The sequence below is a fragment of the Rhodococcus sp. NPDC003382 genome, from assembly GCF_053589135.1.
Window position 1 is genome coordinate 32932 of sequence record NZ_JBSFRH010000030.1, and the last position, 22405, is coordinate 55336.

22 protein-coding genes and 5 tRNA genes are annotated in these 22405 nt (G+C 68.4%); 13 read left to right on the top strand and 14 right to left on the bottom strand.

Annotated elements, in window-relative coordinates:
* Positions 1 to 19 precede the first annotated feature (19 nt).
* On the top strand, positions 20 to 796 hold the full coding sequence (pstB, locus tag ACWDUD_RS19990) for a phosphate ABC transporter ATP-binding protein PstB (protein ID WP_450110391.1): 777 nt from the start codon (positions 20 to 22) through the stop codon (positions 794 to 796).
* 79 nt (positions 797 to 875) lie between these two features.
* Here pstB and phoU read toward each other — a convergent pair whose 3' ends face one another.
* From phoU to ACWDUD_RS20020, 6 genes are all read right to left on the bottom strand, one after another.
* Positions 876 to 1586, bottom strand: coding sequence for a phosphate signaling complex protein PhoU (phoU, locus tag ACWDUD_RS19995; protein ID WP_450110392.1), 711 nt, complete (start codon positions 1584 to 1586; stop codon positions 876 to 878).
* Positions 1587 to 1685: 99 nt separating this feature from the next.
* Positions 1686 to 3656 carry an LCP family glycopolymer transferase gene (locus ACWDUD_RS20000; RefSeq protein ID WP_450110429.1) on the bottom strand — a complete coding sequence of 657 codons (1971 nt, stop codon included), beginning with the start codon at positions 3654 to 3656 and terminating at the stop codon, positions 1686 to 1688.
* Between the two features lie 477 nt (positions 3657 to 4133).
* Positions 4134 to 5276, bottom strand: coding sequence for a tRNA dihydrouridine synthase DusB (gene dusB, locus ACWDUD_RS20005; protein WP_450110393.1), 1143 nt, complete (start codon positions 5274 to 5276; stop codon positions 4134 to 4136).
* A 136-nt stretch (positions 5277 to 5412) separates the two neighbouring features.
* Positions 5413 to 6366, bottom strand: a complete 954-nt coding sequence (locus ACWDUD_RS20010) for an acyl-ACP desaturase (protein ID WP_450110394.1) — start codon at positions 6364 to 6366, stop codon at positions 5413 to 5415.
* A gap of 268 nt (positions 6367 to 6634) precedes the next feature.
* Positions 6635 to 7240 (bottom strand): DUF937 domain-containing protein, encoded by a 606-nt coding sequence (locus ACWDUD_RS20015; RefSeq protein WP_450110395.1) that lies wholly within the window; start codon positions 7238 to 7240, stop codon positions 6635 to 6637.
* Positions 7241 to 7368: 128 nt separating this feature from the next.
* Entirely contained in the window at positions 7369 to 7824 is a 456-nt protein-coding gene (locus tag ACWDUD_RS20020; protein ID WP_420749916.1) for a hypothetical protein, read from the bottom strand.
* Between the two features lie 142 nt (positions 7825 to 7966).
* Between ACWDUD_RS20020 and ACWDUD_RS20025 the strand changes: the two genes are divergently transcribed.
* Positions 7967 to 8587: a hypothetical protein gene (locus tag ACWDUD_RS20025; protein ID WP_450110396.1), complete on the top strand. Its 621-nt coding sequence runs from the start codon at positions 7967 to 7969 to the stop codon at positions 8585 to 8587.
* Positions 8588 to 8611: 24 nt separating this feature from the next.
* On the opposite strand, the gene ACWDUD_RS20030 is transcribed toward ACWDUD_RS20025, so the two are convergent.
* Positions 8612 to 8684, bottom strand: a tRNA-Lys gene (locus ACWDUD_RS20030).
* A 257-nt stretch (positions 8685 to 8941) separates the two neighbouring features.
* On the opposite strand from ACWDUD_RS20030, the gene ACWDUD_RS20035 reads away from it, so the two are divergent.
* The 8 genes from ACWDUD_RS20035 to ACWDUD_RS20070 all read left to right on the top strand — a co-directional run bounded on the left by ACWDUD_RS20035 (position 8942) and on the right by ACWDUD_RS20070 (position 13369).
* A complete protein-coding gene (locus ACWDUD_RS20035; RefSeq protein ID WP_450110397.1) occupies positions 8942 to 9592 on the top strand; it encodes a TetR family transcriptional regulator in 651 nt (216 codons plus the stop codon).
* A 110-nt stretch (positions 9593 to 9702) separates the two neighbouring features.
* Positions 9703 to 9775: transfer RNA gene (locus tag ACWDUD_RS20040), tRNA-Glu, on the top strand.
* 46 nt (positions 9776 to 9821) lie between these two features.
* A tRNA-Asp gene (locus ACWDUD_RS20045) sits at positions 9822 to 9895 on the top strand.
* A gap of 40 nt (positions 9896 to 9935) precedes the next feature.
* Positions 9936 to 10012: transfer RNA gene (locus tag ACWDUD_RS20050), tRNA-Phe, on the top strand.
* 70 nt (positions 10013 to 10082) lie between these two features.
* Positions 10083 to 10156 (top strand) — tRNA-Asp (locus ACWDUD_RS20055).
* Positions 10157 to 10324: 168 nt separating this feature from the next.
* The gene (locus ACWDUD_RS20060) at positions 10325 to 11563 is read left to right on the top strand and encodes a glycosyltransferase family 4 protein (RefSeq protein WP_450110430.1); all 1239 of its coding nucleotides are present in this window, start codon (positions 10325 to 10327) and stop codon (positions 11561 to 11563) included.
* Positions 11563 to 12294 (top strand): class I SAM-dependent methyltransferase, encoded by a 732-nt coding sequence (locus ACWDUD_RS20065; protein WP_197254586.1) that lies wholly within the window; start codon positions 11563 to 11565, stop codon positions 12292 to 12294. The genes ACWDUD_RS20060 and ACWDUD_RS20065 overlap by 1 nt, the downstream gene beginning before the upstream one ends.
* Positions 12295 to 12319: 25 nt before the next feature.
* On the top strand, positions 12320 to 13369 hold the full coding sequence (locus ACWDUD_RS20070; RefSeq protein ID WP_450110398.1) for a prenyltransferase: 1050 nt from the start codon (positions 12320 to 12322) through the stop codon (positions 13367 to 13369).
* A gap of 85 nt (positions 13370 to 13454) precedes the next feature.
* On the opposite strand, the gene ACWDUD_RS20075 is transcribed toward ACWDUD_RS20070, so the two are convergent.
* The 6 genes from ACWDUD_RS20075 to ACWDUD_RS20100 form a co-directional block, all read right to left on the bottom strand.
* Positions 13455 to 14117 (bottom strand): class I SAM-dependent methyltransferase, encoded by a 663-nt coding sequence (locus tag ACWDUD_RS20075; protein WP_248673572.1) that lies wholly within the window; start codon positions 14115 to 14117, stop codon positions 13455 to 13457.
* A 126-nt stretch (positions 14118 to 14243) separates the two neighbouring features.
* Positions 14244 to 15182, bottom strand: a complete 939-nt coding sequence (locus tag ACWDUD_RS20080; RefSeq protein WP_450110399.1) for a DUF1254 domain-containing protein — start codon at positions 15180 to 15182, stop codon at positions 14244 to 14246.
* Positions 15183 to 15332: 150 nt separating this feature from the next.
* Positions 15333 to 15701: a carboxymuconolactone decarboxylase family protein gene (locus ACWDUD_RS20085; protein WP_450110400.1), complete on the bottom strand. Its 369-nt coding sequence runs from the start codon at positions 15699 to 15701 to the stop codon at positions 15333 to 15335.
* Positions 15698 to 16597, bottom strand: coding sequence for an NAD(P)-dependent oxidoreductase (locus tag ACWDUD_RS20090; protein ID WP_450110401.1), 900 nt, complete (start codon positions 16595 to 16597; stop codon positions 15698 to 15700). Before ACWDUD_RS20090 ends, ACWDUD_RS20085 begins: the two co-directional genes overlap by 4 nt.
* On the bottom strand, positions 16594 to 17343 hold the full coding sequence (locus tag ACWDUD_RS20095) for an SDR family oxidoreductase (protein WP_450110402.1): 750 nt from the start codon (positions 17341 to 17343) through the stop codon (positions 16594 to 16596). The genes ACWDUD_RS20090 and ACWDUD_RS20095 overlap by 4 nt, the downstream gene beginning before the upstream one ends.
* A gap of 13 nt (positions 17344 to 17356) precedes the next feature.
* Entirely contained in the window at positions 17357 to 18841 is a 1485-nt protein-coding gene (locus ACWDUD_RS20100) for an aldehyde dehydrogenase (RefSeq protein ID WP_450110403.1), read from the bottom strand.
* 143 nt (positions 18842 to 18984) lie between these two features.
* On the opposite strand from ACWDUD_RS20100, the gene ACWDUD_RS20105 reads away from it, so the two are divergent.
* On the top strand, positions 18985 to 19842 hold the full coding sequence (locus tag ACWDUD_RS20105; protein ID WP_450110404.1) for an SDR family NAD(P)-dependent oxidoreductase: 858 nt from the start codon (positions 18985 to 18987) through the stop codon (positions 19840 to 19842).
* Between the two features lie 6 nt (positions 19843 to 19848).
* Here ACWDUD_RS20105 and ACWDUD_RS20110 read toward each other — a convergent pair whose 3' ends face one another.
* On the bottom strand, positions 19849 to 20442 hold the full coding sequence (locus ACWDUD_RS20110; RefSeq protein WP_450110405.1) for a TetR/AcrR family transcriptional regulator: 594 nt from the start codon (positions 20440 to 20442) through the stop codon (positions 19849 to 19851).
* Positions 20443 to 20539: 97 nt separating this feature from the next.
* Here ACWDUD_RS20110 and ACWDUD_RS20115 point away from each other — a divergent pair, with 97 nt between their 5' ends.
* Entirely contained in the window at positions 20540 to 21766 is a 1227-nt protein-coding gene (locus ACWDUD_RS20115) for a cytochrome P450 (protein WP_450110406.1), read from the top strand.
* A gap of 76 nt (positions 21767 to 21842) precedes the next feature.
* Complete coding sequence (locus tag ACWDUD_RS20120) at positions 21843 to 22403, top strand: TetR/AcrR family transcriptional regulator (protein WP_450110431.1); 561 nt, start codon at positions 21843 to 21845, stop codon at positions 22401 to 22403.
* Positions 22404 to 22405 lie beyond the last annotated feature (2 nt).

Here is a 22405-nt window from a genome sequence, read left to right on the forward strand (position 1 = left end):
ACCATTTAGGGAGCCGACAATGGCCAAGCGTCTGGACCTGAAGGACGTCAACATCTACTACGGCAAGTTCCACGCCGTGTCCGACGTGACCCTGTCGGTGCCTCCGCGCAGTGTCACCGCGTTCATCGGCCCGTCGGGCTGCGGCAAGTCGACGGTGCTGCGATCACTCAACCGCATGCACGAGGTGACCCCGGGCGCGCGCGTCGAAGGGTCGGTGCTGCTCGACGGCGAGGACATCTACGACCCGTCGGTCGATCCGGTCGGCGTGCGCAAGACCATCGGCATGGTGTTCCAGCGCCCCAATCCGTTCCCCACGATGTCGATCCGCGACAACGTCGTCGCCGGCCTGAAACTGCAGGGTCTGCGGGACAAGAAGAAGCTCGACGAGATCGCCGAGAAGTCGCTGCGCGGCGCGAACCTGTGGAACGAGGTCAAGGACCGGCTCGACAAGCCGGGCGGCGGACTGTCGGGTGGTCAGCAGCAGCGCCTGTGCATCGCCCGGGCGATCGCGGTCTCGCCGGACGTGCTGCTCATGGACGAGCCGTGCTCGGCGCTCGACCCGATCTCGACCCTCGCCATCGAGGACCTGATCACCGAACTCAAGCGGGACTTCACGATCGTCATCGTCACCCACAACATGCAGCAGGCCGCGCGGGTGAGCGACCAGACCGCGTTCTTCAATCTCGAGGCCACCGGCAAGCCGGGCAGGCTCGTCGAGATCGACGACACCGAGAAGATCTTCTCCAACCCGACGCAGAAGGCCACCGAGGACTACATCTCGGGCCGCTTCGGATAGGCATCCACCGAGTTCCGGAACGAGTGGGGCCCGGCCGGAGAATCCGGCCGGGCCCCACTCGTGCGCTGCGTCGCGTGGGCTACTGTTCGGCGTCCGGGTGGACGGTGAGGTTGTCGACCTTGTTGCGGAAGGCGCGGAAGTCGTCGTCGGTCGGCAGCTTGCCGGTGACGAGGAAGACGACCCGACGCCCGACCTCCACGGCGTGGTCGGCGAAACGCTCGTAGAAGCGGCCCAGCAGCGTCACGTCGACGGCGGCGGCGACCCCGTGATCCCAGTTCCGGTCCATCAGGACCTTGAACAGGTGACGGTGCAGGTCGTCCATCGCCTCGTCCTCCTCGTGGAGCCGCGCCGCCCGCTCGGGGTCGCGGGTCTCGAGGATTTCCTTGGTGGCCGCGCCCAGTGCCACGGCGATGCGCCCCATCTCGGCGAAGTAGCCGTTCACTTCCTCGGGCAGCACGTGGTTGGGGTGGCGCCGGCGCGTGGCCTTCGCCACGTGCAGGGCCAGCGCCCCCATCCGGTCGATGTCGGCGACGATCTGGATGGCGCTGACGACGGCCCGCAGGTCGCCGGCGACCGGCCCCTGGAGGGCGAGGAGCGCAAAGGCCTTCTCCTCGCAGAGCGCACTGAGTTCGGTGATCTTGTCGTGCTCACCGATGACGATCTCGGCCAGTGGCAGATCGGCATGGAGGAGGGCATCGGTGGCCCGTTCCATGGCGAGGCCGGCCAGCCCGGCCATCTCGCCGAGGAGGTCGGCGAGCTCTGTCATCTGTTCGTTGTAGGCGACGCGCATAATTTCACAGCCTACGGCGGTGAGAAAGCCACGTCACAAGCGCTGGGTGAATGCTCGGTGAACGACCGGGCCGAGCGGTCGGGCGCGGATCGTGACCGGTCAGCTGCAGGAGTCGTCGCCGGCGTTCGTCACCGCGAGATCGACGGGAAGCTCGATCGCGTCCGCGGGGGCGTCCTCGACGGGCATGGGCTTCAGGAGCGTGCCGGGAAGCCGAGGTTCCGCGATCGTGCCGTCGAAGCCCGACCCGAGCACGACCTCGACGACGCCGAGACGATCGGCGGAGGACGACAGCTTCTGGAGCACGGCACCGGGGATCATCGAGGCGACCGTGGCGGCTTCGGCTTCCTGGCCGGGGGTGAACCGCACGATCGTCTGCGCGCTGGTGCCGGAGTAGTTGCCGACGGCGTAGATGGAGTAGCCGTACGCGCCCAGCGTCTCCGCGGTCCGCGCGGCGAGACCGGCTTCACCGGAGGCGTTGGACACCTGCAGCGTGATGTACGACGTGTCGACGAATTCCTGGGCCGGCAGCACCGGTGCCGGCCCCGACGGTGCCGCCGTCGTGGCCTCGGCCGCGGTTTCGCTCGGTTCGGGTTCGTCCCGCTTCTCGCCGGGCAGCGGCTCGTCATCGATGATGGCCTGGAAGATCGCCTTGATGTCGTCCAGGCGCGGGATCTCGTTGCCCCAGTCGTTGGTGCCGTCCGTCGGCACGGTCAGGAAGGTGACCGCACCGGCGTCGACGTTCTGCAGGGAACGGCCGAGTTTGACCAGCGACTCGGTGTTGACGTTCTCGACGAAGGTGGCCTGGGTGAACGCGTTGATGAAGCCGTTGAGCTTGCCGGGATCGAGCAGCACCTTGTTGGACAGCGCCGACCGCAGGAGGGACGACAGGAACTTCTGCTGCCGGGCGATCCGGCCGTAGTCGCCGTTGCCCTCGGCTTCGACCTTGCGGGCGCGGACGTAGTCCAAGGCCTTCCGGCCGTCGAGCGTCTGCCGGCCCGCGTTCGGGAGGATCTCACCGAGCTCGCCGTCGATCAGCGGTGCGGTGGTGCACACCTCGACGCCGCCGATCCCGTCGACCATGGATTCGAACCCGGCGAAGTCGATCCCCACGAAATGTCCGATCTTCAGACCGGACATCTTCTGGATCACCTTCACCAGGCACTTCGGTCCGCCCAGCGCGTAGGTCGCGTTGAGTTTGTCGCCCTCGGCCTCCGGATAGATGTCGGTCGAGTAGTCGCCGGTGACGCTGTCCCAGCCGCGGCACACGGGACGTTCCACATCGAGGTCGCGGGGGAACGACACCGCGACGACCCGGCTGCGATCCGCAGGGATGTTGACGAGGATGACGGTGTCGGCACGTGCACCCTCCGCGTCCTCCACCGTGCCGGCGCCGATCGAGCCGCTCGCCCCGGCCCGGGTGTCGGTACCGACGATCAGGTAGGTCTCGTCGCCGGTCTGCCCGACCGGGTCGACGATGTCGGTGGACTCGGTGTCCAGCGCGGCGATCTGGGAGAAGCCTGCCTCGGTGGACCGCATGTAGCCCCAGATGCCGCCGGTGCCGACCAAGGTCAGCACCGACGCGAGGGCAACTCCTGTCCGGCCCAGAGCTGCGAGCCGGGACCTGCGTCTGCGTTTGCTGAGCGCGAGCCGGCTGAGCCCGTCGGTCCTGCCCGGCGGCTTCCGTGTGTCCGCGCCTGTGCGTTCCTCCGGCTGTTCCGGGGGCTCGACGGACTCGCCCGGAGCCACCGCCTCGATCTGCACGGTCGGTTCGTCGTCCGGAGCCACCGGTTCGCTGCGCGGTCGGCGCGGGGGTGGCAGCGTCGTCGCGGTGACCCGCGGTGGTTCGACGACCGGTGGTCTCTCGGCCCGGGGCTGGGCGGCACCCCGGGCTGGTTCGGGAACCCGGGGTGGTTCTGCGATCCGGGTCTGTTCGGCGGCCGACTCCGGCGGCGACGGTGCGGGCCGGGCAGGCGGAACCGGCCGGGACACGGGCATCGACCGCACGGGCGGTGCCGGCGGAACCGGGGGCGGTACCGGCGCCGGCGGTTCGCGTCGGGCCACGGGTGGCATCGGCGCAGGTGGTGTCGGCGGGGGTGTCGGCGCAGGTGTCCGATCGGGTGGGGGAGCGGCCTGCTCGCGGCGTTCCACGGGGGCGCTGTCGCGGCCCACCTTGTTCATCAGGTCGGCGACGGTGAGCTGCTCGGAATCGCCGGGCTGCGCGGCCCTGCGGTTGCGGCCTTCGGTTCGGCGGGACGTCGCCTCGGGAGCGCTGTGCCGTCGATGCGGCTGGTCGGGGTCCTGTCGCTCCACGCGGCCGGTGTGCGCGATCGGACGTTCCCAGGGAGCGCGAGAGTCGGGCAGGCCCGAGTCGTGCTCCTCACCCACCGATCCCTCGCCTCTCCGCGGATGTCCCGCTTCTCGTTGCATCCGCCGTGTCGGCGACCCCGTCATGATACTGACCGACGAGTATTGCATCGAGATGTCCGACGGAATGCTCGGTATCTTCGCCGGTCCGGCGCGTCAGGTGCCGGTATGCGCCTGTGCGATCTAGCCGCCCGAATGCATCATGTCGGCACCGGCGGGCACCAGGGTGTCCTCGGGGTCGTCGAGCCATCCGTCGGGCAGGGCCACCGCACTGGGCGAACCCTGGCGGCCGCGGGGCCCTTCGGCGTCCTTCGGGAACGGCACGTCGGGATCGAGGCGACCGAGCAGGTCGTCGAGTTCGGCGAGGCTCGAGACGCGCGCGAGCCCGTTGCGCAGATCGGATCCGGCGGGGAACCCGCGCATGTACCAGGCGATGTGCTTGCGGATCTCCCGCATGCCCTTGTCCTCACCGTGGTGATCGGCGAGCAGCCGGGCATGACGCCGCATGATCTGCGCGACCTCCCCGAGCGTCGGGGGAGTGGGGATCTCCCGGCCGTTCAGTGCGGCCGACAGCTCCGCGAACAACCACGGGCGACCGAGGCAGCCGCGGCCGACGACGACGCCGTCGCATCCGGTCTGCTCCATCATCTTCGCGGCGTCGGTGGCGTCGAAGATGTCGCCGTTGCCGAGCACCGGCACACCGGTGACGTGTTCCTTGAGGCGCGCGATCTCGTTCCAGTCGGCGGTGCCGGAGTAGCGCTGGGCCGCGGTGCGGGCGTGCAGGGCCACCGCGGCGGCGCCCTCGGCCGCGGCGATGCGTCCGGCGTCGAGATGGGTGTGATGCTCGTCGTCGATGCCGATGCGGAACTTGACGGTCACGGGGATGTCGGTGCCCTCGGTCGCCCGGACCGCGGCCGCGACGATCTGGCCGAACAGGCGGCGCTTGTACGGCAGCGCGGAACCGCCGCCCTTGCGGGTCACCTTCGGGACGGGGCAGCCGAAGTTCATGTCGATGTGGTCGGCGAGATTCTCGTCGACGATCATCTTCGCCGCGGCGTACGTGATGTCGGGGTCGACCGTGTAGAGCTGCAGCGACCGCGGCGTTTCGGTGGGACCGAAGGTCGTCATGTGCATCGTCACGGGATGGCGTTCGACGAGCGCGCGGGCGGTCACCATCTCGCACACGTACAGGCCCGACGTGCTGCCGGCGCGTTCGAGCTCGAGTTCACGGCACAGGGTGCGGAACGCGACGTTGGTGACCCCGGCCATCGGGGCCAGCACGACCGGACTGTCGAGTTCGAGCGAGCCGATGCGAAGGCGGGACATGCAAACCTCGGAAAGAAACGATGTCGGAAGCAGGGGCGAGATTCCGCCCGAACTGAGCAACTGTGCCCGGCGCCGAAATCGTTCGGTGCCGGGCACAGGATATCCGGTGGACGCCACCGGCACGGAATCGCCGCGGTCAGACCGCGGCTTCGACGCGTCCGCGGCGCGCGGCCTCACGGGCCAGCGAGCGGTCGCGCATCTCCTCGAACTTCACGGCCTGACGTTCCAGTTCTTCGAGGAACGTGCCCAGCTCGTCGAGGGTCTCGGCGCCGTCGGCCCCGAAGTCGCGCTCGAAGATGTTCCACTTGCGCAGCACCGGCTGGACGACCTCGTCCAGGTGCTGGCGCAGGTCGTAGATGCCGTGCTTGGCCATGAGCACGCCGTTGCGGCGGAAGTTCGGCATTCCCGCACCGGGCATCTGGAAGTTCTTCAGAACCTGGGTGATCGCCTGCAGTGTCTGGACGGGCGCGACGTCGAGTGCGGCCTCGCAGATGTTGCGGTAGAAGATCATGTGCAGGTTCTCGTCCGCTGCGATGCGCTGGAGCATCTTGTCGGCGATCGGCTCGTCGCACGCCTTGCCGGTGTTGCGGTGCGAGACCCGGGTGGCCAGTTCCTGGAACGTCACGTACGCGACCGAGTGCAGCATTCCGGTGTCGCCGGGCGAGGAGAATCCGTTGGTCATGTGTTCCATGCGGGCGTTCTCGAGCGCGACCGGGTCGACACCGCGGGTCACGACCAGGTAGTCGCGCATGACGATGCCGTGCCGGTTCTCCTCGGCGGTCCAACGGCCGACCCACGTACCCCAGGCGCCGTCGCGGGAGAAGTTCTCGGCGATCTCGCGGTGATAGGACGGCAGGTTGTCCTCGGTCAGCAGGTTCGTGATCATCGCCGCCTTGGCGACCTCACCGAGCCGCGACTGCTCCGGGTCCCAGTCCACGCCGCCCATGGCCGCGAAGTTGCGGCCCTCGTCCCACGGCACGTAGTCGTGGGGGTGCCAGTCGCGCGCCATGGAGAGGTGTCGGTTGACGTTCGCCTCCGCTACGGGCTCCAGCTCGCGCAGTAGCTCCAGCTGAGTCATGACTCGCGTCATTCCGATTTCCCTCCGTGGTTGATTGACGCACTCCAGCCTACGGCACCGTAGGTTGCGTTCGGACGAACTGTAGGCACGATCGGTGGCGCGCATCTCGTCGTTTCGGACGAGTGCTTCAGATCACATCACGTGCCGTGGGACACGGTACAGGCTCCTGTGGGCGATCCCGACCACGACGCACGGTGATGCACGGAACGCACGAAAGTCGAGCCGTGACACGACTCGGGGCGGCGACATCGCAATGTCGCCGCCCCGAGTGGAGGTGTTGTCAGCGCTTGCCGCCGCCGAGCAGACCGCCCAGCAGGCCACCGAGTCCGCCACCGGCGTTGCCGCCCAGCACACTGCCGAGAACGTCGCCGAGTGCGCCTGCACCGCCGGAACCGCCCGCCGCGCTGCCGAGGAGACCGCCCAGCAGATCGCCGAGGCCGCCCTGGCTCGGAGCCGATGCCGTCGCCGTGGTCGCGCCCTGTCCGCCGCCGGTGAGCTGCTTGGCGATGAACGACAGCACGATCGGCGCGAGGATCGGCAGGAGCTTGGCGACCAGTTCGTTGCCACCGGTGCCGTTGACGCCGCCGAGGGTGCTGATGACCTGGTCCTTGTTTTCACCGAACACGTTGGCGACGATCTTGCTGCCGTCCTCGGTGTCCACGTCGGCCACGTTCACGCCGCCCTCGACGAGGTCACCGGAGTGGTTGTCCAGGGCGGAGAGCAGCGAGGCGGCACCGGCCGGATCCTTCGCGTTGGCGTCGAGACCACCGACGAGGGTCGGCAGTGCGGCGCGCACGGCCGTCTCCGCGGTCTGCTGGTCCACGCCGAGCCGCTCCGCGATCTGAGCGACAGGAATCTGGGAGAGAAGGTCGTCGAGAGTTGCCATGAGAACCTGTCTGGGTAAGGGGCGCTCCAGGATGCGATTTGCCCGTTGTGGCGAAGCCTAACCAGTCGTTCCCCGTCAACCGTGCAAATTCGGCGCGCGTCGTTCGTGTGCCGAATGTCCGTTCTCGATCACACGCCGGACTGCGCTGTGGGCCTGCGCACGGAGAGCAGGCCGCACAGCAGTGCGACCACGGTTCCGCTCAGGAGCAGGACGAATCCGTTCTGGTTCGTGAGCACGGTGCTGTGGTTGTCCCGGATGTACTCGCCGAACGACTGCTGCACCCGCACCGCCAGCACGACGACGACCGCGGTGCCGAGGATCGCGCCGGCCCACGCGGCCGCGACCGAGTCGAACAGTGCCGCGACCAGCAGCAGGATCGCGGCTGCGGCCAACGGCAATGCGAGGGACAGGTGCAACGGCAGATCGGGGCCGGCGAGCGCGCTCAGTTCGCCTCCCTCGAAACCGTCCCGCAGCGAGGCGAGTGGAATCTCGGTTGCCCGCACGCCTCCGACGACGGGAAGGAACGTCCCGATCCCCACTGCGATTGCGGACAGGAACAGACCAAGGTCGACGAAACTCCGCATGCCACTCCCATCGATCGTCGGATCGTTTCCGTGAGCGACCACACGGTATCCAAATTCGGCGCCGATTCCCGGATGAAAGGCGGGGCCGTGCCGCGATCCGTAGGGTGGAATACGCACGAAACGGACAGAGGGAAGGTGCGACATGTCGGACGAGACGCTCGAATCCGGGGTCGCCCGGACCGGCGCGCCGAAGTGGGTGAAGAGGACCGCGTGGGTGTTGCTGGGGCTGGTGGCCTTGGTCGTCCTCTACTTCGTCCTCGCGGCGTTCGTGCCCCGCTGGTGGGCCCAGCGGATCGCGGGCCTCGCCGACGGTGGGATGGTGCGGGGAACGTTGTGGGGCCTGATGTTCGGCTTCCTGTGCACGTTCGTGCCGCTGGCGTTGTTGTCGTGGGTGTGGCGCGTGCGCGACTGGCGGTATCACCGCGGGCTGCAGATCGTGCTCGCGATCGTCGCGCTCCTGGTCGCCGTGCCGAATCTGATGACCTTGAGCATCGTGCTCGGTGGCGGCAACGCAGCCCACGCGGGTGAGCGCATTCTCGATGTGGACGGTCCCGGCTTCCGGGGTGCGTCTCTCATCGGTGCGGTCCTCGGGTCCCTGGTGTTCGTGATCGCCGCCGTCGTGAGCATGCGTCACCGCAAGCGCGGTGAGGAACTGCGCCGCGCACGCGGCGAACTGGAACTGCAGCGCGCCGAGAAGGAAGCGGCAGCCGAGCGGGAAGCGCGGGAGCTGGAGCAGCGGAGAAAGTCCGACGCGGCGGACTGATCGGATCAGCCCGCCACGTCTCGGTGCCCCCAGTAGGGCTCGAACCTACGACCTGCGGATTAAAAGTCCGTAGCTCTACCAACTGAGCTATAGGGGCGTGGGCGCACAGTGTAACCACAGAGTGCCGCGCGGGGGTATCCGGGAACCGAAACTCTCTCGGTGGCTCGGATGCTCACCCCCTGCGTCGCACCCGAGCCGTAGAAGATCGTACCACCCGGTGTGTTCTTCCAGCGCCACCGTGGGGGACCGTTTGCGCTGCTACGCGCGGGTGCGGCGGCGATATCCGGAGGACGTCTACAGTTGTCCGCGGGGGCAGACTATTGAGGGGGCGGTCAGGTTCGGAGGCTTCACCCCATGGCACCTCAACAGGAACGCGCGAGGCGCACGCGGGCAGCGATCGTGGAATCCGCTGCGGCGGAGTTCTCCAAGCGCGGCTACGCGGCGGCGTCGATCAACACGATTCTCGAGCATTCGAACGCCACCAAGGGCGCGATGTACTTCCACTTCGACTCGAAGGAAGCGCTCGCCCGTGCCGTGCTCGAGGAAGGGCTCGCGCGATACCGAACGCTCGTCGACCGGTGGGTGCAGGCTCCCGGGCTCGATCCGTTCGAACGATTGCACGGAATGGTCACCGAACTCGCGGACGCCCTGCAGCGGGACGTCATCATCCGCGCCGAGTTCAAGCTCGTGATCGAGCCGGAGTTCGAATCCGAGGCGCGGTTGCGGGGCGGCTCCGTGTGGGGAACGGCCGGGTATCGCCTCGCGGAGGAGGCGCAGCGCGAGGGGCTGTTCCGGCCGGGCGCCGACATCCGGCGCTTCGTCGAGGTGATCAGTGCGGCGCTGGCGGGACAGCGGTACATGACCGACCTGACGTCTTCCGATGTCGACGTACGCGCGCGGTTCGAGATGTGCCTGGAGGTCCCGCTCGAGGCGATGGCGTCGCAGGAATGGCTCGACCGGTGGCGCCGGGAGGGTTGGCCGGCCGCGGCGAATCCCCCGCAATAGAGCCTGTGACCTGCTGATTTGTGAATCGGGAAAGCGGTGTCCTAAGCTATCCAAGCTCCCAACGGAACACGAACGCCGTTGAGGGTGCGGGTCGGAGCAATCCGGTCTGGGCCCCCTTCGTCTAGCGGCCTAGGACGCCGCCCTTTCAAGGCGGTAGCGCGGGTTCGAATCCCGTAGGGGGTACTCTTCGGTGTACACCGGAGGGTGCAGTACAAGTGAAGAATGTTCTGGCCCTGTGGCGCAGTTGGTTAGCGCGCCGCCCTGTCACGGCGGAGGTCGCGGGTTCGAGTCCCGTCAGGGTCGCAGAGAATATGCGATCGGCATTCGGTTCGGGTGCCGTCCCGGCCAGGTAGCTCAGTTGGTACGAGCGTCCGCCTGAAAAGCGGAAGGTCGCCGGTTCGATCCCGGCCCTGGCCACCATATAACTTCATACTTCGGACCCACCGTTCGCGGTGGGTCCTGCTGTGAGAATCCGTCAGGGTTCTTTCATGGCCCTGTGGCGCAGTTGGTTAGCGCGCCGCCCTGTCACGGCGGAGGTCGCGGGTTCGAGTCCCGTCAGGGTCGCTTCAGGCGAAGGCCCGGTATCGATGAGATACCGGGCCTTCGTCGTATACCGTTACTGATCTTCCGAAAGTATCCGGGCGGTCCCAGTGTCGTGACCTCGAACAAGAACATGTTCTAGAGTGGTGCGATCTTGGTCGGACGCCGCCGGCGACGAGGAACGAGGTGACCGTGCGAATTGCTCTCCTGTCGTACCGGAGTAAGCCGCACTGCGGCGGCCAGGGCGTCTACGTCCGGCACCTGAGCCGAGAACTCGCCGCCCTCGGGCACGACGTCGAAGTGTTCTCGGGCCAGCCCTACCCGGAGCTCGATCCCGGCGTCACCCTCACGAAGGTCCCCAGCCTCGACCTCTACCGCGACGACGACCCCTTCCGCACCCCGAAACCCCGGGAGTTCCGCGACCTCGTCGACGTCCTGGAGGTCGCGACGATGTGGACCGCGGGCTTCCCCGAGCCGCTCACGTTCAGCCTGCGGGCGGCGAAGCTCCTTCGCGCACGGGCCGGCGAATTCGACGTCGTGCACGACAACCAGTGCCTCGGGTACGGGTTGCTCCGCATCGCCGACGCCGGACTTCCCCTCGTCGCGACGATCCACCATCCCATCACCCGCGACCGCGAACTCGATCTCGCGCAGGCCACCACGTGGCGCCGCAAACTGACCCTGCGCCGCTGGTACGGCTTCCTGCGCATGCAGGCACGGGTCGCCCGCCGGATCGGAACGCTGCTCACCGTGTCCGAGTCCTCGGCGGACGACATCCGCACGGCGTTCGACGTCGACCGGGAAAGTCTGCACACGATCCCGCTCGGCGTCGACACCGAACTGTTCGCCCCTCCCGCCGGCGCCCGGGTGCCGGGACGCATCGTGTGCGTGGCGAGCGCCGACGCACCGCTCAAGGGCGTGTCGACGCTGCTCGGCGCCGTCGCCAAGCTGCGGACCGAGCGGACCGTCGAACTGGTGCTCGTCTCGAAGCTCGCCGAAGGCGGTGTGACCGCCCGGCTCATCGACGAACTCGGCATCGGGGACATCGTGCGCACCGTGTCGGGCATCGGCGACGCCGAGCTCGCCGCGCTCCTCGGTTCCGCGGAGATCGCCGCGGTCCCGTCGCTCTACGAAGGTTTCTCACTGCCCGCGGTGGAGGCCATGGCATGCGGGACACCGCTCGTCGCGAGCCGCGCAGGCGCGATCCCCGAGGTCGTCGGCGATGCCGGTGTGCTCGTTCCCCCCGGCGACGGCGAGAAACTCGCGGCAGCGCTCGCGGCGCTCTTCGACGACCCGGCCGAACGGGACCGGCTCGGTGCGGCGGCCCGGCAACGGGTCCTCGACCGGTACAGCTGGTCGGCAGTGGCCGCACAGACCGCATGCGTCTACGACGACGCGATCGCAGCGCAGACACGAAAGGCGAACCACTGATGCTGACCGTCGATTTCGACCGTCTCGGAGTTGCGCCCGGCCACCGCGCCATCGATATCGGCGCGGGCGCCGGCCGGCACTCCTTCGAGCTGTACCGGCGCGGGGCGGACGTCGTCGCGTTCGACCGGAGCGCGGACGACATGAAAGCGGTCGCCGAGATGTTCGCGGCGATGGAGCTCGAGGGCGAGGTCCCCGCCGGGGCACGCGCGCGCGCCGAAGTGGGTGACGCGCTCGAACTGCCTTACGACGACGAGACGTTCGATGTGGTGCTCATCTCCGAGGTGCTCGAGCACGTGCCGCAGGACGTGCGCGCGATCGAGGAGTTCACCCGCGTGCTCAAGCCGGGCGGGGTCGCGGCGATCACGGTGCCGCGCTGGTTCCCCGAGAAGATCTGCTGGGCACTGTCCGATGCCTATCACGAGGTCGAGGGTGGACACATTCGCATCTACAAGGCCGACGAACTCGCCGCCAAGCTCACCGCGGCCGGCCTGAAGATCCGCGGTCGCGACCACGCGCACGCCCTGCACGCGCCGTACTGGTGGCTCAAGTGCGCGGTCGGCGTCGACAACGACGATCACGTGCTGACGAAGGCGTATCACAAGCTGCTCGTGTGGGATCTGATGCACAAACCGTGGCTGACCCGCACCCTCGAATCGGTCCTCGATCCGATCATGGGAAAGAGCGTGGTCTTCTACGTCGAGAAGCCGGTAGTCCCCGTTGCGGCGCGCTGACAGGGGCGCACCAGCGGTTCCGTCGGTGCCGGGCGTGCTCTCCGCCCAGGAGTGCCTCCGCACCGGGCACGCCATCGCCGACATGCAGCAGTCCTCGGGAGCGATCCCGTGGTTCCCGGGCGGGCACACCGATCCGTGGGACCACATCGAATCCGCGATGGCGCTGACCGTGACCGGACTGCGCGAGGAGGCCGAGGCCGCGTTCGAGTGGTCGCGGCGCACCCAGCGCGCGGACGGGTCGTGGCCGATGCAGTTCCGCGGCGACACGATCGAAAACGCCGACTCCGACAGTAATTTCGCGGCGTACATCGCAGTCGGGGTGTGGCATCACCATCTCGCCACCGGCGACGTGCGGTTCGTCGAGCGCATGTGGCCGACGGTGAAGGCCGCACTCGAACATGTGCTGTCCATGCAGGCGCCCGGCGGTGAGATCTTCTGGGCTCGAAACGAATCCGGTATCGCGGAGGAAGCCCTCCTCACCGGGTGTTCGAGCATCCATCACGGTTTCCGGTGCGCGTTGCGTCTTGCGGAGGTCGTGGGTGATCCGCAGCCGGAGTGGGAGTTCGCGCTGTACCGGCTCGGGCACGCGCTGCGGCGGCACCCGGAGGTGTTCACCCCCAAACCGGAATACTCCATGGACTGGTACTACCCGGTCCTTGGGGGAGCCGTCCGTGGAACCGTTGCGCACGAACGCATCCGGGAACGCTGGAACGACTTCGTGGTGGACGGGCTGGGCATCCGGTGCGTCGATCACAAACCGTGGGTGACGGGCGCCGAGACGTGTGAGCTGGTCCTGGCCCTCGACGCGCTCGGAAGCAACACGCGCGCAAAGGAACTGTTCGCGGCGATGCAGCACCTGCGCGATCCGGACGGATCGTACTGGACCGGACTGGTTTTCAGTGACGGCAAACGCTGGCCGGTGGAGAAGAGTTCGTGGACGAGCGCCGCGGTGGTTCTCGCCGCCGACGCGCTCTCCCGCACCACCGGTGGCAGCGGACTGTTCCGTGACGCGGCGGCGCCTGCGGAACTGGTGGGTGCCGACCGCTGCAGCGAAGGCTGCGGCGTCCGCGTCTGACAGCAGCCGAGTCCGACACCGGCCGACGGAAAAGTCCGCCGCGCGGTGTATGCCCCGCGCGGCTGACTTTCTCGACGGCGGACGGTCACGCGCCCGGCAGGACCCCGACCGTGCCGCCCGTGCGTTCGAGAACTCGCAGCGACCCCGTCACCGACACCTCGGTGAACTCGCCGCTGTCGAGTGCGCGGCAGTAGATCTCGTACGGGGGACGACCGCCGTCGGCGGGGTCGGGGAACACGTCGTGGATGATCAGGGCGCCGCCGACGCGCACCCACCGCGCCCAGCCCTCGTAGTCGGCCTGCGCGGCCGCGCTGCTGTGACCGCCGTCGACGAACACGAACGACGCCGGGGTGCGCCAGAACCCGGCGACCTGCGCGGAGGCGCCGATCACCGCGACCACGTGCGTTTCGAGGTCGGCATCGGCGAGGGTGTGTCGGAGTCGTCCGGCCGTGTCGAGCAGGCCGGTGTGGGGGTCGACGAGTGTCTCGTCGTGGTACTCCCAGCCGGGCTGGTGTTCTTCCGACCCGTGGTGGTGGTCGACGGTGACGATCGTTCCGCCGGTCGCCTTCGCGGCCGCACCGAGGTACACCGTCGAGCGCCCGCAGTAGGTGCCGATCTCGACACCCACCCCATCGCCGAGATACCGCACCGCCGCGTCGTGCAGCGCCGTGCCCTCGTCCTCCGGCATGAAACCCGGTGTCGCCTCGGCAAGTTCGACCATCTCGCGGGGCAGCGTGGTGCGGGTCATCGGCACAGTCTCCGTTCGCTGGATTGCTGTTCGGTGGCTCACACTACCGACGGGAGCGGCGCCGCGGAACCACCGTCCCGAGATCATCGGAAGCGGAATCCGGTACCGCCCGGCTCGCCCCCGCGACTAGGGAGTGAGGGAGGGGAACCTCCAACTCCCGTCGAGGATTTCCGGCCGCGGCCGGTAGAGCCGCACGAGGTAGTTCCAGCCCTCGGTGATCGGAATGCTGTTGGGAGCACCGTCGGTACCGCCGAACCGGACGGTGACCGAGCCGTCGTCGTTCGGGACGGCGGTGATGTTGTTGACGCTGTAGACGCCGCGGTCGTTGGGTTCGAAGTATCCCTTCGCGTTGTACACCGACAGGGACCAGAATCCGTCGACGGGTACATCGCGCACCGTCAGCTCGTACTCGCCGACCGGCAGTCCCGGGTCGACACCGATGTAGGTGGCCTCCTCGGTCGGGAGCCCACCCCATCCGGCGGCGGTACCGATGAGGTGGCGCACGGGGTCGACCTGGTCCTTGCGGCCGAACGTCCGATCGAACGCCGTGAGTCCGCGCGCCAGATCGAGCAGCGCAGTGCGGGTCGCATCGAGGCTTGCGGTGTCGTACCCGGGAGACGTGAACGCGACCGTCGAGCCCGCATCGATGCGGAACCGGTCCTGGAGTTCGGTCGCCGCACGCACATCGTCCGCGTCGGCCGGATCGGCCAGGATCCGGACCGCGACGGTGACATACGACGTGGGGAAGTCGCCGGGATCGAGACGGTGTTCGCCGGCATCGTGCAGGATCCGGTTCACGTAGTGGTCCTGGTCGACGACCATCACCGAGGCGTACCGGCGGCCGCAGTCGGGAACGGTGACGACCGCACCGGCCGAGACGTCGACGACCGCGAAGCTGTAAAGGGTGTCGCGGTTCAGCCGGATCACCGTCTGGTGTTCGACCGACGCCGCTTCGCGATTGTGGCGCAGCACGTTGACTCCGCCGCAGTCCCGCTGGAGGTCGGAGAACATTCGATCCGTTTCCGCACGAACGAAGTTGTCCACATTCACCGGAATGCCCGTCATGTCGGCGAGCCTAGCGGCGTCGTCGCGGTCCCGCGGCGTGAAACGCCCATCGATTCCGCGTGAAACGCCCATCGATTCCGCGTGAAACGCCCATCGATTCCGCGTGAAACGCCCACCGGTTCCGGGTCCAGGAATCGGTGGGCGTGGCGATCACGAGCGCGCGGCGGCCCTGCGCTGATGCAGCACCTTGCCGACGGTCGTGTCGAGCTTGGTGCCGAGCGGCCAGCCGACGTAGTGGCACAGGAACAGGGCGATCTCCCGCAGCTGCTCTTCGTCGAGTTCCTCGTTCTGCAGCGCCGCGTTGATCTGGATCTCGGCAATGTCGGTCAGGCCTTGCGCGGTCAGCGCACCCAGTAGCAGCAGCCGACGGTCCCGGATGCTCAATCCGGGGCGGGTCCAGATCTCCCCGAACAGGTGATCGGCGGTGTAGGCGAAGTGGTCGCCGGGCCCGTCCTGCATCTCCCAGCCGTAGACCTTCGACATCATGTCGAGGCCCCGCTGTCGTCGTTCGTCGGTCACGCGTTCTCCTTCGTCGAACGTTGTTGTGCCAGTTCGCCGGGACCGACACCGAGCCCGGTGCCGAGATCGGCGAGTGCCCGGGTGCCGAGCGGCAGGTCGACGCCGAGCCGCTCGCCCAGCTCCAGCGCCAGCGTCAGGTCCTTCTCGCCGAGCGACCGCGCGTGCGCGAGGATCGGGAACCACGGATCGTCCGGTGCCAGCGCAGCGGTGGTGTCGCGCAACATGATCGCTCCGGCTCCGCCGGTGATCGTGTCGGTGTGCCGCACCACCTTGCCGAGTGCGGTGATGTCGAGCCCGGCGGCCTCGGCCAGCCGCTGGGCTTCCGCGGCCGCGTTGAACGAGATGAAGTGCAACAGGTTGCGCGCCAGCTTCATTCGCGTTCCCGCTCCGACCGGACCGGCGTGGACGACGAGACCGGCCCAGGCGCCGAACGGCTCGCGGACCTTCGCGAACGCCTCTTCGTCCGCGCCGACCATCACGGCCAGTGTGCCCTTCGCGGCACCGACCGCCCCACCGGAGACCGGAGCATCGACCAGATGGACGCCCCGCTCGGCGCAGACCGCGGCGAGGTCGACGGCGGTGGTGTCGGAGATCGTCGAGTGCACGGCGACGACGGTGCCGGGCCGCGCGGTCGACAGCAGGCCGTCGGGTCCGGCGACGACCTCGCGCACCTGCGCGTCGTCGAGCACCGTCACGGAGACGACGTCGCACGTGGCGGCCAGTTCCGCAGCACTTCCGGCGGCGGTCGCGCCGGCCGCGGTGAACGGTTCGACGGCCTCGGGGCGCATATCGAGCACCGTCAGTCCACCGGGCCAGTCGAGGAGCCGCTTGGCCATCGGCGCACCCATGTTGCCCAGGCCGATGTAGCCGACGGACACGTCGGAAGGCGCGGTCACGACCGGATCACCTGCCCGCCGTCGACGTTGAAGATCTGCCCCGTCACCCAGCCGGCCTCGTCGGACAGCAGGAACAGGCACATGCCCACCAGGTCCTCGGGCGTGCCCATCCGCTTGAGCGGGAGCCTGCCGACCATGTCCGCCACCATGTTGCCGGGCGTGACGGTGCGGGTGGCCTCGGTGTCGATCGGTCCGGGGGCGATCGCGTTGATGCGAATGTTGTTGCCGCCGAGTTCGACCGCGAGCTGCTGGGTCAGACCGTTGACGCCGACCTTTGCCAGGCCGTAGAACCCCGAGTAGAGCCACGCGGCGGTCGACGACTGGTTGACGATCGAGCCGCCCTTCTTCCTCATGTGCGGCCACACGGCGCGCGTGACGTTGAGTGCGCCGTCGAGGTTCACGCTCATGAACTTCTTGTAGTAGTCCCACGGCACCGTGAGCAGCAGGTCCAGTTTCATGCCGCCGTAGATCGCGGCGTTGTTGACCAGATGGTCGATCCCGCCGTAGGTCTCGACGGTCCTGGCGGCGAGTTCGGTGGCCGAGTCCGGGTCGGCGACGTCGACGGGCAGGAAGACGGCACTGCCGCCGTCCGCGACGATCTGTTTGGCAACCTGTTCACCGGCCTCGGCGTTGAGGTCGGCGACCACAACGTTCGCGCCCTCGGTGGCGAGCGCTCGGGCGTAGGCCTCGCCGATTCCCTGCGCGCCACCGGTGACGATGGCGGTTCGATCGGTGAAACGTCCCATGTCGTGAACCTTTCTAGGACGCCGCGGGTTCCGCGACGAGCTTGGTCTCCAGGTATTCCTCGAAGCCGGCCACACCCATTTCACGGCCGATTCCGGATTGCTTGTAGCCGCCGAAGGGCGCGTCGGCGGCGTACCAGATGCCGCCGTTGACACCGAGGGTGCCGGTGCGGATCCCGGCGACGACACGGGCGACGCGGTCGGGGTCGGTGCCCCATACCGAGCCGGACAGGCCGTAGGGGGAGTCGTTGGCAATGCGCACGGCGTCGTCGTCGCCGTCGTGCGGCAGGATCACCAGGACGGGACCGAAGATCTCCTCCTGGGCGACGCGGGCGTTGTTGTCCAGGCCCGCGATCAGGGTGGGTTCGACGAAGAAGCCCTTGTCGTGCTCGGCGGGACGGCCACCGCCGGCGACGATCGTGCCGCCCTCCTCGACCGCCAGTTTCAGATAGCCCTCGACGCGGTCACGCTGCCGAGCGGAAATCAGTGGCCCGCACACAGTTCCGGGTTCGTTCGGATTGCCCGGGCGAATGCCGCGCAGCGCTTTCGCGGTGAGTTCGACGGCCTCGTCGTAGCGTTCGCGGGGGACGACGAGACGGGTGGTGATCGCGCAGCCCTGCCCGGCGTGCGTGCACACGGTGAACGCGGCGATCGAGCAGGCGCCGTTCAGGTCGGCGTCGTCGAGGACCACGAAGGCGGACTTGCCGCCGAGTTCGAGGAAGACCTTCTTGAGCGTCTCGGCGGCCGCGCGCATCACGGCCTTGCCGGTCGCGGTCGAGCCGGTGAAGGAGACGAGGTCGACGCGCGGGTCGGCAGCGAGCTGGGCGCCGACGGAATGGTCGCTCGACGTCACGATGTTCACCACGCCCGGCGGGATGTCGGTCTCCTCGGCGATGATCCTGCCGACCAGCGCTGCGCACCACGGGGTGTCGGGTGCGGGCTTGAGGACGACGGTGTTGCCGGCGGCGAGCGCGGGACCGATCTTGGCGAAGTTGATCTGGTGCGGGAAGTTCCACGGGGTGATCGCGCCGACGACACCGACCGCTTCCTTCAGCAGGTAGCGGTGCGTCGGGATGCCCATGGGGCTCGCGTCGCCGAGATCCTGCTTCCACTCGTACTTCTCGGCGAGATCGGCGAACCACAACAGGTCGTCGACCGGGCCTTCGAGATGTGCTGCGGAGGTGAGGAATCGGGGCGCGCCGACCTCGGCGATGGTGATCTCGCGCAGTTCCTCGATGTGCCCGCGTAGTGCGTCGCGCAACTGGCGCAGGCAGCGGGCGCGGAAGGCGTGGTCGCGGGACCAGTCGGTGGTGTCGAAGGCATCCCGGGCGGCGGCGATGGCCGCGTCCATGTCGGTGGCGGTGCCGTCGGCGGCGTGGCCGAGCGTTTCCTCGGTCGCGGGATCGCGGGTCTCGAAGGTGCCCCCGGAGCCGGGGACGAGTTTGCCGTCGATCAGCAGGGGAGTGCTGTCGGTCGGGCTGTTCCTGGGGCGCAGGGCCATGTGTGGTGCTCCCGTTCTGGCGGTTCGGTGGCAGACGTCGGTCGACGTGGAGCGTGTGACGGTCCTCATAATCTGGACACTTGTCTGGACTATAGTTCGGACAGATGCGCGGTGCAATATCGCGCCGGACGGGAGGGGGCGGGATGGCGGATCGGGCGGCGATCGTGACCGGAGCGAGCCGGGGGATCGGCCGGGCTGTGGCACTCGAACTGGCGGCCGCGGGCACCGCCGTGGTGGTCAACGGGCGCGCCGAAGACGCGGTGCACGACACGGTCGCGGAGATCGAAGCCGCAGGTGGGCGCGCTGTCGGGGTCGCCGGATCGGCCGCGGCGCCGGGCGTGGCAGAGACGCTACTGGCCGCCGCGCTCGACGAGTTCGGCGACGTCGATGCCCTGATCAACTGTGCCGGCATCGCCGAACCCGCCGGCTCGTCGATCCTGTCGGTGACCGACGAGCAGTGGCACGAACTGCTCGACGCCCACCTGACCGGCACGTTCCGGACCTGCCGCACCGTCGCGCCGCACCTCGTGGCGCGCGGCGGCGGCGCCGTCGTCAACACGAGTTCGTTCGCCTTCCTCGGTGACTACGGCGGTACCGGCTACCCGGCGGGAAAGGGTGCGGTCAACAGTCTCACCCTGGCGATCGCCGCGGAGTTGCGTGAACACGGGGTCCGGGCCAATGCGGTGTGCCCGGGGGCGCGGACGCGGCTGTCGACGGGCGACGAGTACGAACGGCAGATCGAGCAGCTCCACCGCCGGGGCCTGCTCGACGACGTGAGTTATCAGGGCTCGCTCGACCCGGCGCCGCCCGAGTACGTCGCCCGGCTCTACGCGTATCTCGTCGACGAGCGGTCGGCGGGGGTCACCGGCGAGATCTTCGCCGGCTCGGGGTGTTTCGTCGGGCGCTTCCCGCGGCCGCAGCCGAGCCTGCTGGCGTGGCGCGACCACAGGGCCGAGCCGCCGTGGACGATCGAAGAGATCGCGGGATTCGTCGGAGGGTAGCAGGGGTCAGTCGCGGGACGGTGACGCGGTGATCGACGCGAGCGCGCTGTCCACCACCTTGTCGAAGATGCGGTCGAGATCCATCTCGTCGCCGAGGAAGCCGGTGCCCTCGATCATCGCGAAACCGTGCACCGCGGCGAACAGCGCGACCGCGGTATCGAGCGAATCCTCCTCTGGGACACCGCACGAGACGAGCATCGCGCGCAGAGCGCTGTTCGCGTCGAGCGCCGAGGTGATGAGTGCGTCGCGGTCGATCGGAGCGGCGGTGAGGGCCTCGTAGCGGCGGTGATTCGCGACCGTCCACGACCGATAGGTCGCGATGAGGTGCCGCAGTCCGTCGATTCCACTGCGGCCCATGGCTTCTTCGCGCAGCCGGTCGCCGAGGGCGATCATCGTCCGGATCTGAACCTCGGACCGGACGTCGTCGAGGCCGCGCACATGGTTGTACAGCGACGCGCCCACTACACCCACACGAGCCGCCAGGGTGCTCATCGTCAACTGCTGCCATCCGTGTTCGTCCACGAGGGCGAGCGCGGCGTCGATCACCTTGTCACGGGTGAGCGTACGGCGCCGGACGGGGCGTTCGTTGTCACGTGCCATAAAGCGATCTTAGGGGTCTTCCATTCCAAACGAATGTGAGTAGTTTGTAAACGAGAGCCATTCGTTTCTTGCTTCCACGACACCCGAGGTAACCCCCATGACGGCGTCACGCACCGATCTCAAGAACCCGGACGTCTACGCGAAGGAAATGCCGCACGACGCGTTCGACGACATCCGCCGGCGATGTCCGGTGTACTGGCAGCCGGAGGACGACGGTCCCGGCTACTGGGCGCTCACCCGGCACGCCGACGTCACGGCGGTCTCCCGCGACAGCGCCACCTTCTCCTCCGCGCTCGGTACCACGCAGATCGACGAGTTCGACGAGGAGACCCGGCTCAAACAGGCCGCTATGCTCATCAATCTCGATGCGCCCGAGCACACCCGGCTCCGCCAGCTCGTGAGCCGCGGATTCACCCCGCGGGTCGTCAAGCAGCTCGAAGGGCGCATTCGCGACATCTGTGAACGCACCGTCGACGAGCTGATCGAGGCCGGCCGCGACGGCGCGGTCGTGGACTTCGTGCCGCTCGTCTCCGCCCCGCTGCCGCTCGAGGTGATCGCGGCGCTGCTCGGCGCACCCGCCGAGGATGTGGGCAAGCTGTACGACTGGTCCAACCGGATGATCGGCTGGGACGATCCCGAGTACGGCAGCACCCAGGCGGACGGCGAACTCGCCGCCGCCGAGATCTTCCTGTACGCCAACGAGATCGCCGCCCGGCGCCGGGCCGAGCCGCAGGACGACATCGTGTCCGCGCTGGTCCGGCCGGACGAGCACGGAGACACGCTCACCGAGATGGAGTTCTGCATGTTCTTCGTGCTGCTCGTCATCGCGGGAAACGAGACCACGCGCAACGCGATCACCGGCGGCATGCAGGCGTTCATGGACCATCCCGACCAGTGGCGGCGACTGCAGCACGATCCCGGACTCGTCCCGAGCGCGGTCGAGGAGATCCTGCGCTGGGTGAGCCCGGTGATCGGCTTCCGTCGCACCCCCACCTGCCCGGCGACGATCGGGGAGCAGTCCGTGGATCGCGGGGACAAGGTCGTCCTGTACTACCCGGCCGCGAACCGGGACGGCGACGTCTTCGAGGAACCGCACCGCTTCGACATCGGACGCGAGCACAATCCGCACGTCGCGTTCGGCGGTACCGGGGTGCACTTCTGCCTCGGAGCGCACCTGGCCAGGCTCGAACTGAAGGTGATGTTCGAGACGCTCGCGCGGCGCCTCGACCGCGTCGAGTCGGCCGGACCGGCGCGGCGACTGCGCTCGAACTTCGTCAACGGTGTCAAGGCGATGCCGGTGCGTATCCACCCGCGGCAGGACTGATTTCGTGCATACGGCCCTGATCGGGCATTGCCGCGGCGAGGTTGCCGTAGTAATGTCCAGACACGTGTCCAGAAATGTGAATCTCGAATCCACCCGCCGGCGCCTCACCGAGAAGCAGGCAGACACCGTGGACCGCCTCACCCGCGCCGCGGTCGAGGTGCTCCGGGAGGAGGGATTCGCAGGTCTGACCGTGCGCACCGTCGCCTCGACGGCCGGGGTTGCACCCGCCACCGCCTACACCTACTTCTCGTCCAAGGAACACCTCGTCGCCGAGGTGTTCTGGCGCCGCCTCGCCGCCACACCCGACCCCGCCGACATCGTCGGCAGCACCGCCGACCGGGTGTGCGCCGTGCTGCGCAACATCGCAATGCTCATGGACGACGAACCCGAGCTCGCCGGGGCCGTGACCAGCGCACTGCTCGGCCGCGACCCCGACGTCGAACACCTCCGCGGCCGCATCGGCCTCGACATCCGGGAGCGGCTGTCGGCCGCCCTGGGGCCGGACGGCGACCCGAATGTCCTAGAAGCCCTCGAACTGCTGTACGCAGGTGCGCTCGTCCGCGCCGGAATGGGTTACGGCACCTACGCGAAGCTCGCCGATCGGTTGGAAACCTCCGCCAGACTTCTATTGGAGTAGCA

Excerpts from the sequence above, each read along its gene's own strand:
- ACWDUD_RS20010 (WP_450110394.1), bottom strand. The coding sequence starts at position 6,366 with ATGACGCGAGTCATGACTCAGCTGGAGCTACTGCGCGAGCTGGAGCCC.
- ACWDUD_RS20015 (WP_450110395.1), bottom strand. The coding sequence starts at position 7,240 with ATGGCAACTCTCGACGACCTTCTCTCCCAGATTCCTGTCGCTCAGATC.
- ACWDUD_RS20000 (WP_450110429.1), bottom strand. The coding sequence starts at position 3,656 with ATGCCACCCGTGGCCCGACGCGAACCGCCGGCGCCGGTACCGCCCCCG.
- ACWDUD_RS20025 (WP_450110396.1), top strand. The coding sequence starts at position 7,967 with ATGTCGGACGAGACGCTCGAATCCGGGGTCGCCCGGACCGGCGCGCCG.
- ACWDUD_RS20100 (WP_450110403.1), bottom strand. The coding sequence starts at position 18,841 with ATGGCCCTGCGCCCCAGGAACAGCCCGACCGACAGCACTCCCCTGCTG.
- ACWDUD_RS20065 (WP_197254586.1), top strand. The coding sequence starts at position 11,563 with ATGCTGACCGTCGATTTCGACCGTCTCGGAGTTGCGCCCGGCCACCGC.
- ACWDUD_RS20115 (WP_450110406.1), top strand. The coding sequence starts at position 20,540 with ATGACGGCGTCACGCACCGATCTCAAGAACCCGGACGTCTACGCGAAG.
- ACWDUD_RS20035 (WP_450110397.1), top strand. The coding sequence starts at position 8,942 with ATGGCACCTCAACAGGAACGCGCGAGGCGCACGCGGGCAGCGATCGTG.
- ACWDUD_RS20110 (WP_450110405.1), bottom strand. The coding sequence starts at position 20,442 with ATGGCACGTGACAACGAACGCCCCGTCCGGCGCCGTACGCTCACCCGT.
- ACWDUD_RS20020 (WP_420749916.1), bottom strand. The coding sequence starts at position 7,824 with ATGCGGAGTTTCGTCGACCTTGGTCTGTTCCTGTCCGCAATCGCAGTG.
- ACWDUD_RS20095 (WP_450110402.1), bottom strand. The coding sequence starts at position 17,343 with ATGGGACGTTTCACCGATCGAACCGCCATCGTCACCGGTGGCGCGCAG.
- pstB (WP_450110391.1), top strand. The coding sequence starts at position 20 with ATGGCCAAGCGTCTGGACCTGAAGGACGTCAACATCTACTACGGCAAG.
- ACWDUD_RS20075 (WP_248673572.1), bottom strand. The coding sequence starts at position 14,117 with ATGACCCGCACCACGCTGCCCCGCGAGATGGTCGAACTTGCCGAGGCG.
- dusB (WP_450110393.1), bottom strand. The coding sequence starts at position 5,276 with ATGTCCCGCCTTCGCATCGGCTCGCTCGAACTCGACAGTCCGGTCGTG.
- ACWDUD_RS20105 (WP_450110404.1), top strand. The coding sequence starts at position 18,985 with ATGGCGGATCGGGCGGCGATCGTGACCGGAGCGAGCCGGGGGATCGGC.
- ACWDUD_RS20080 (WP_450110399.1), bottom strand. The coding sequence starts at position 15,182 with ATGACGGGCATTCCGGTGAATGTGGACAACTTCGTTCGTGCGGAAACG.
- phoU (WP_450110392.1), bottom strand. The coding sequence starts at position 1,586 with ATGCGCGTCGCCTACAACGAACAGATGACAGAGCTCGCCGACCTCCTC.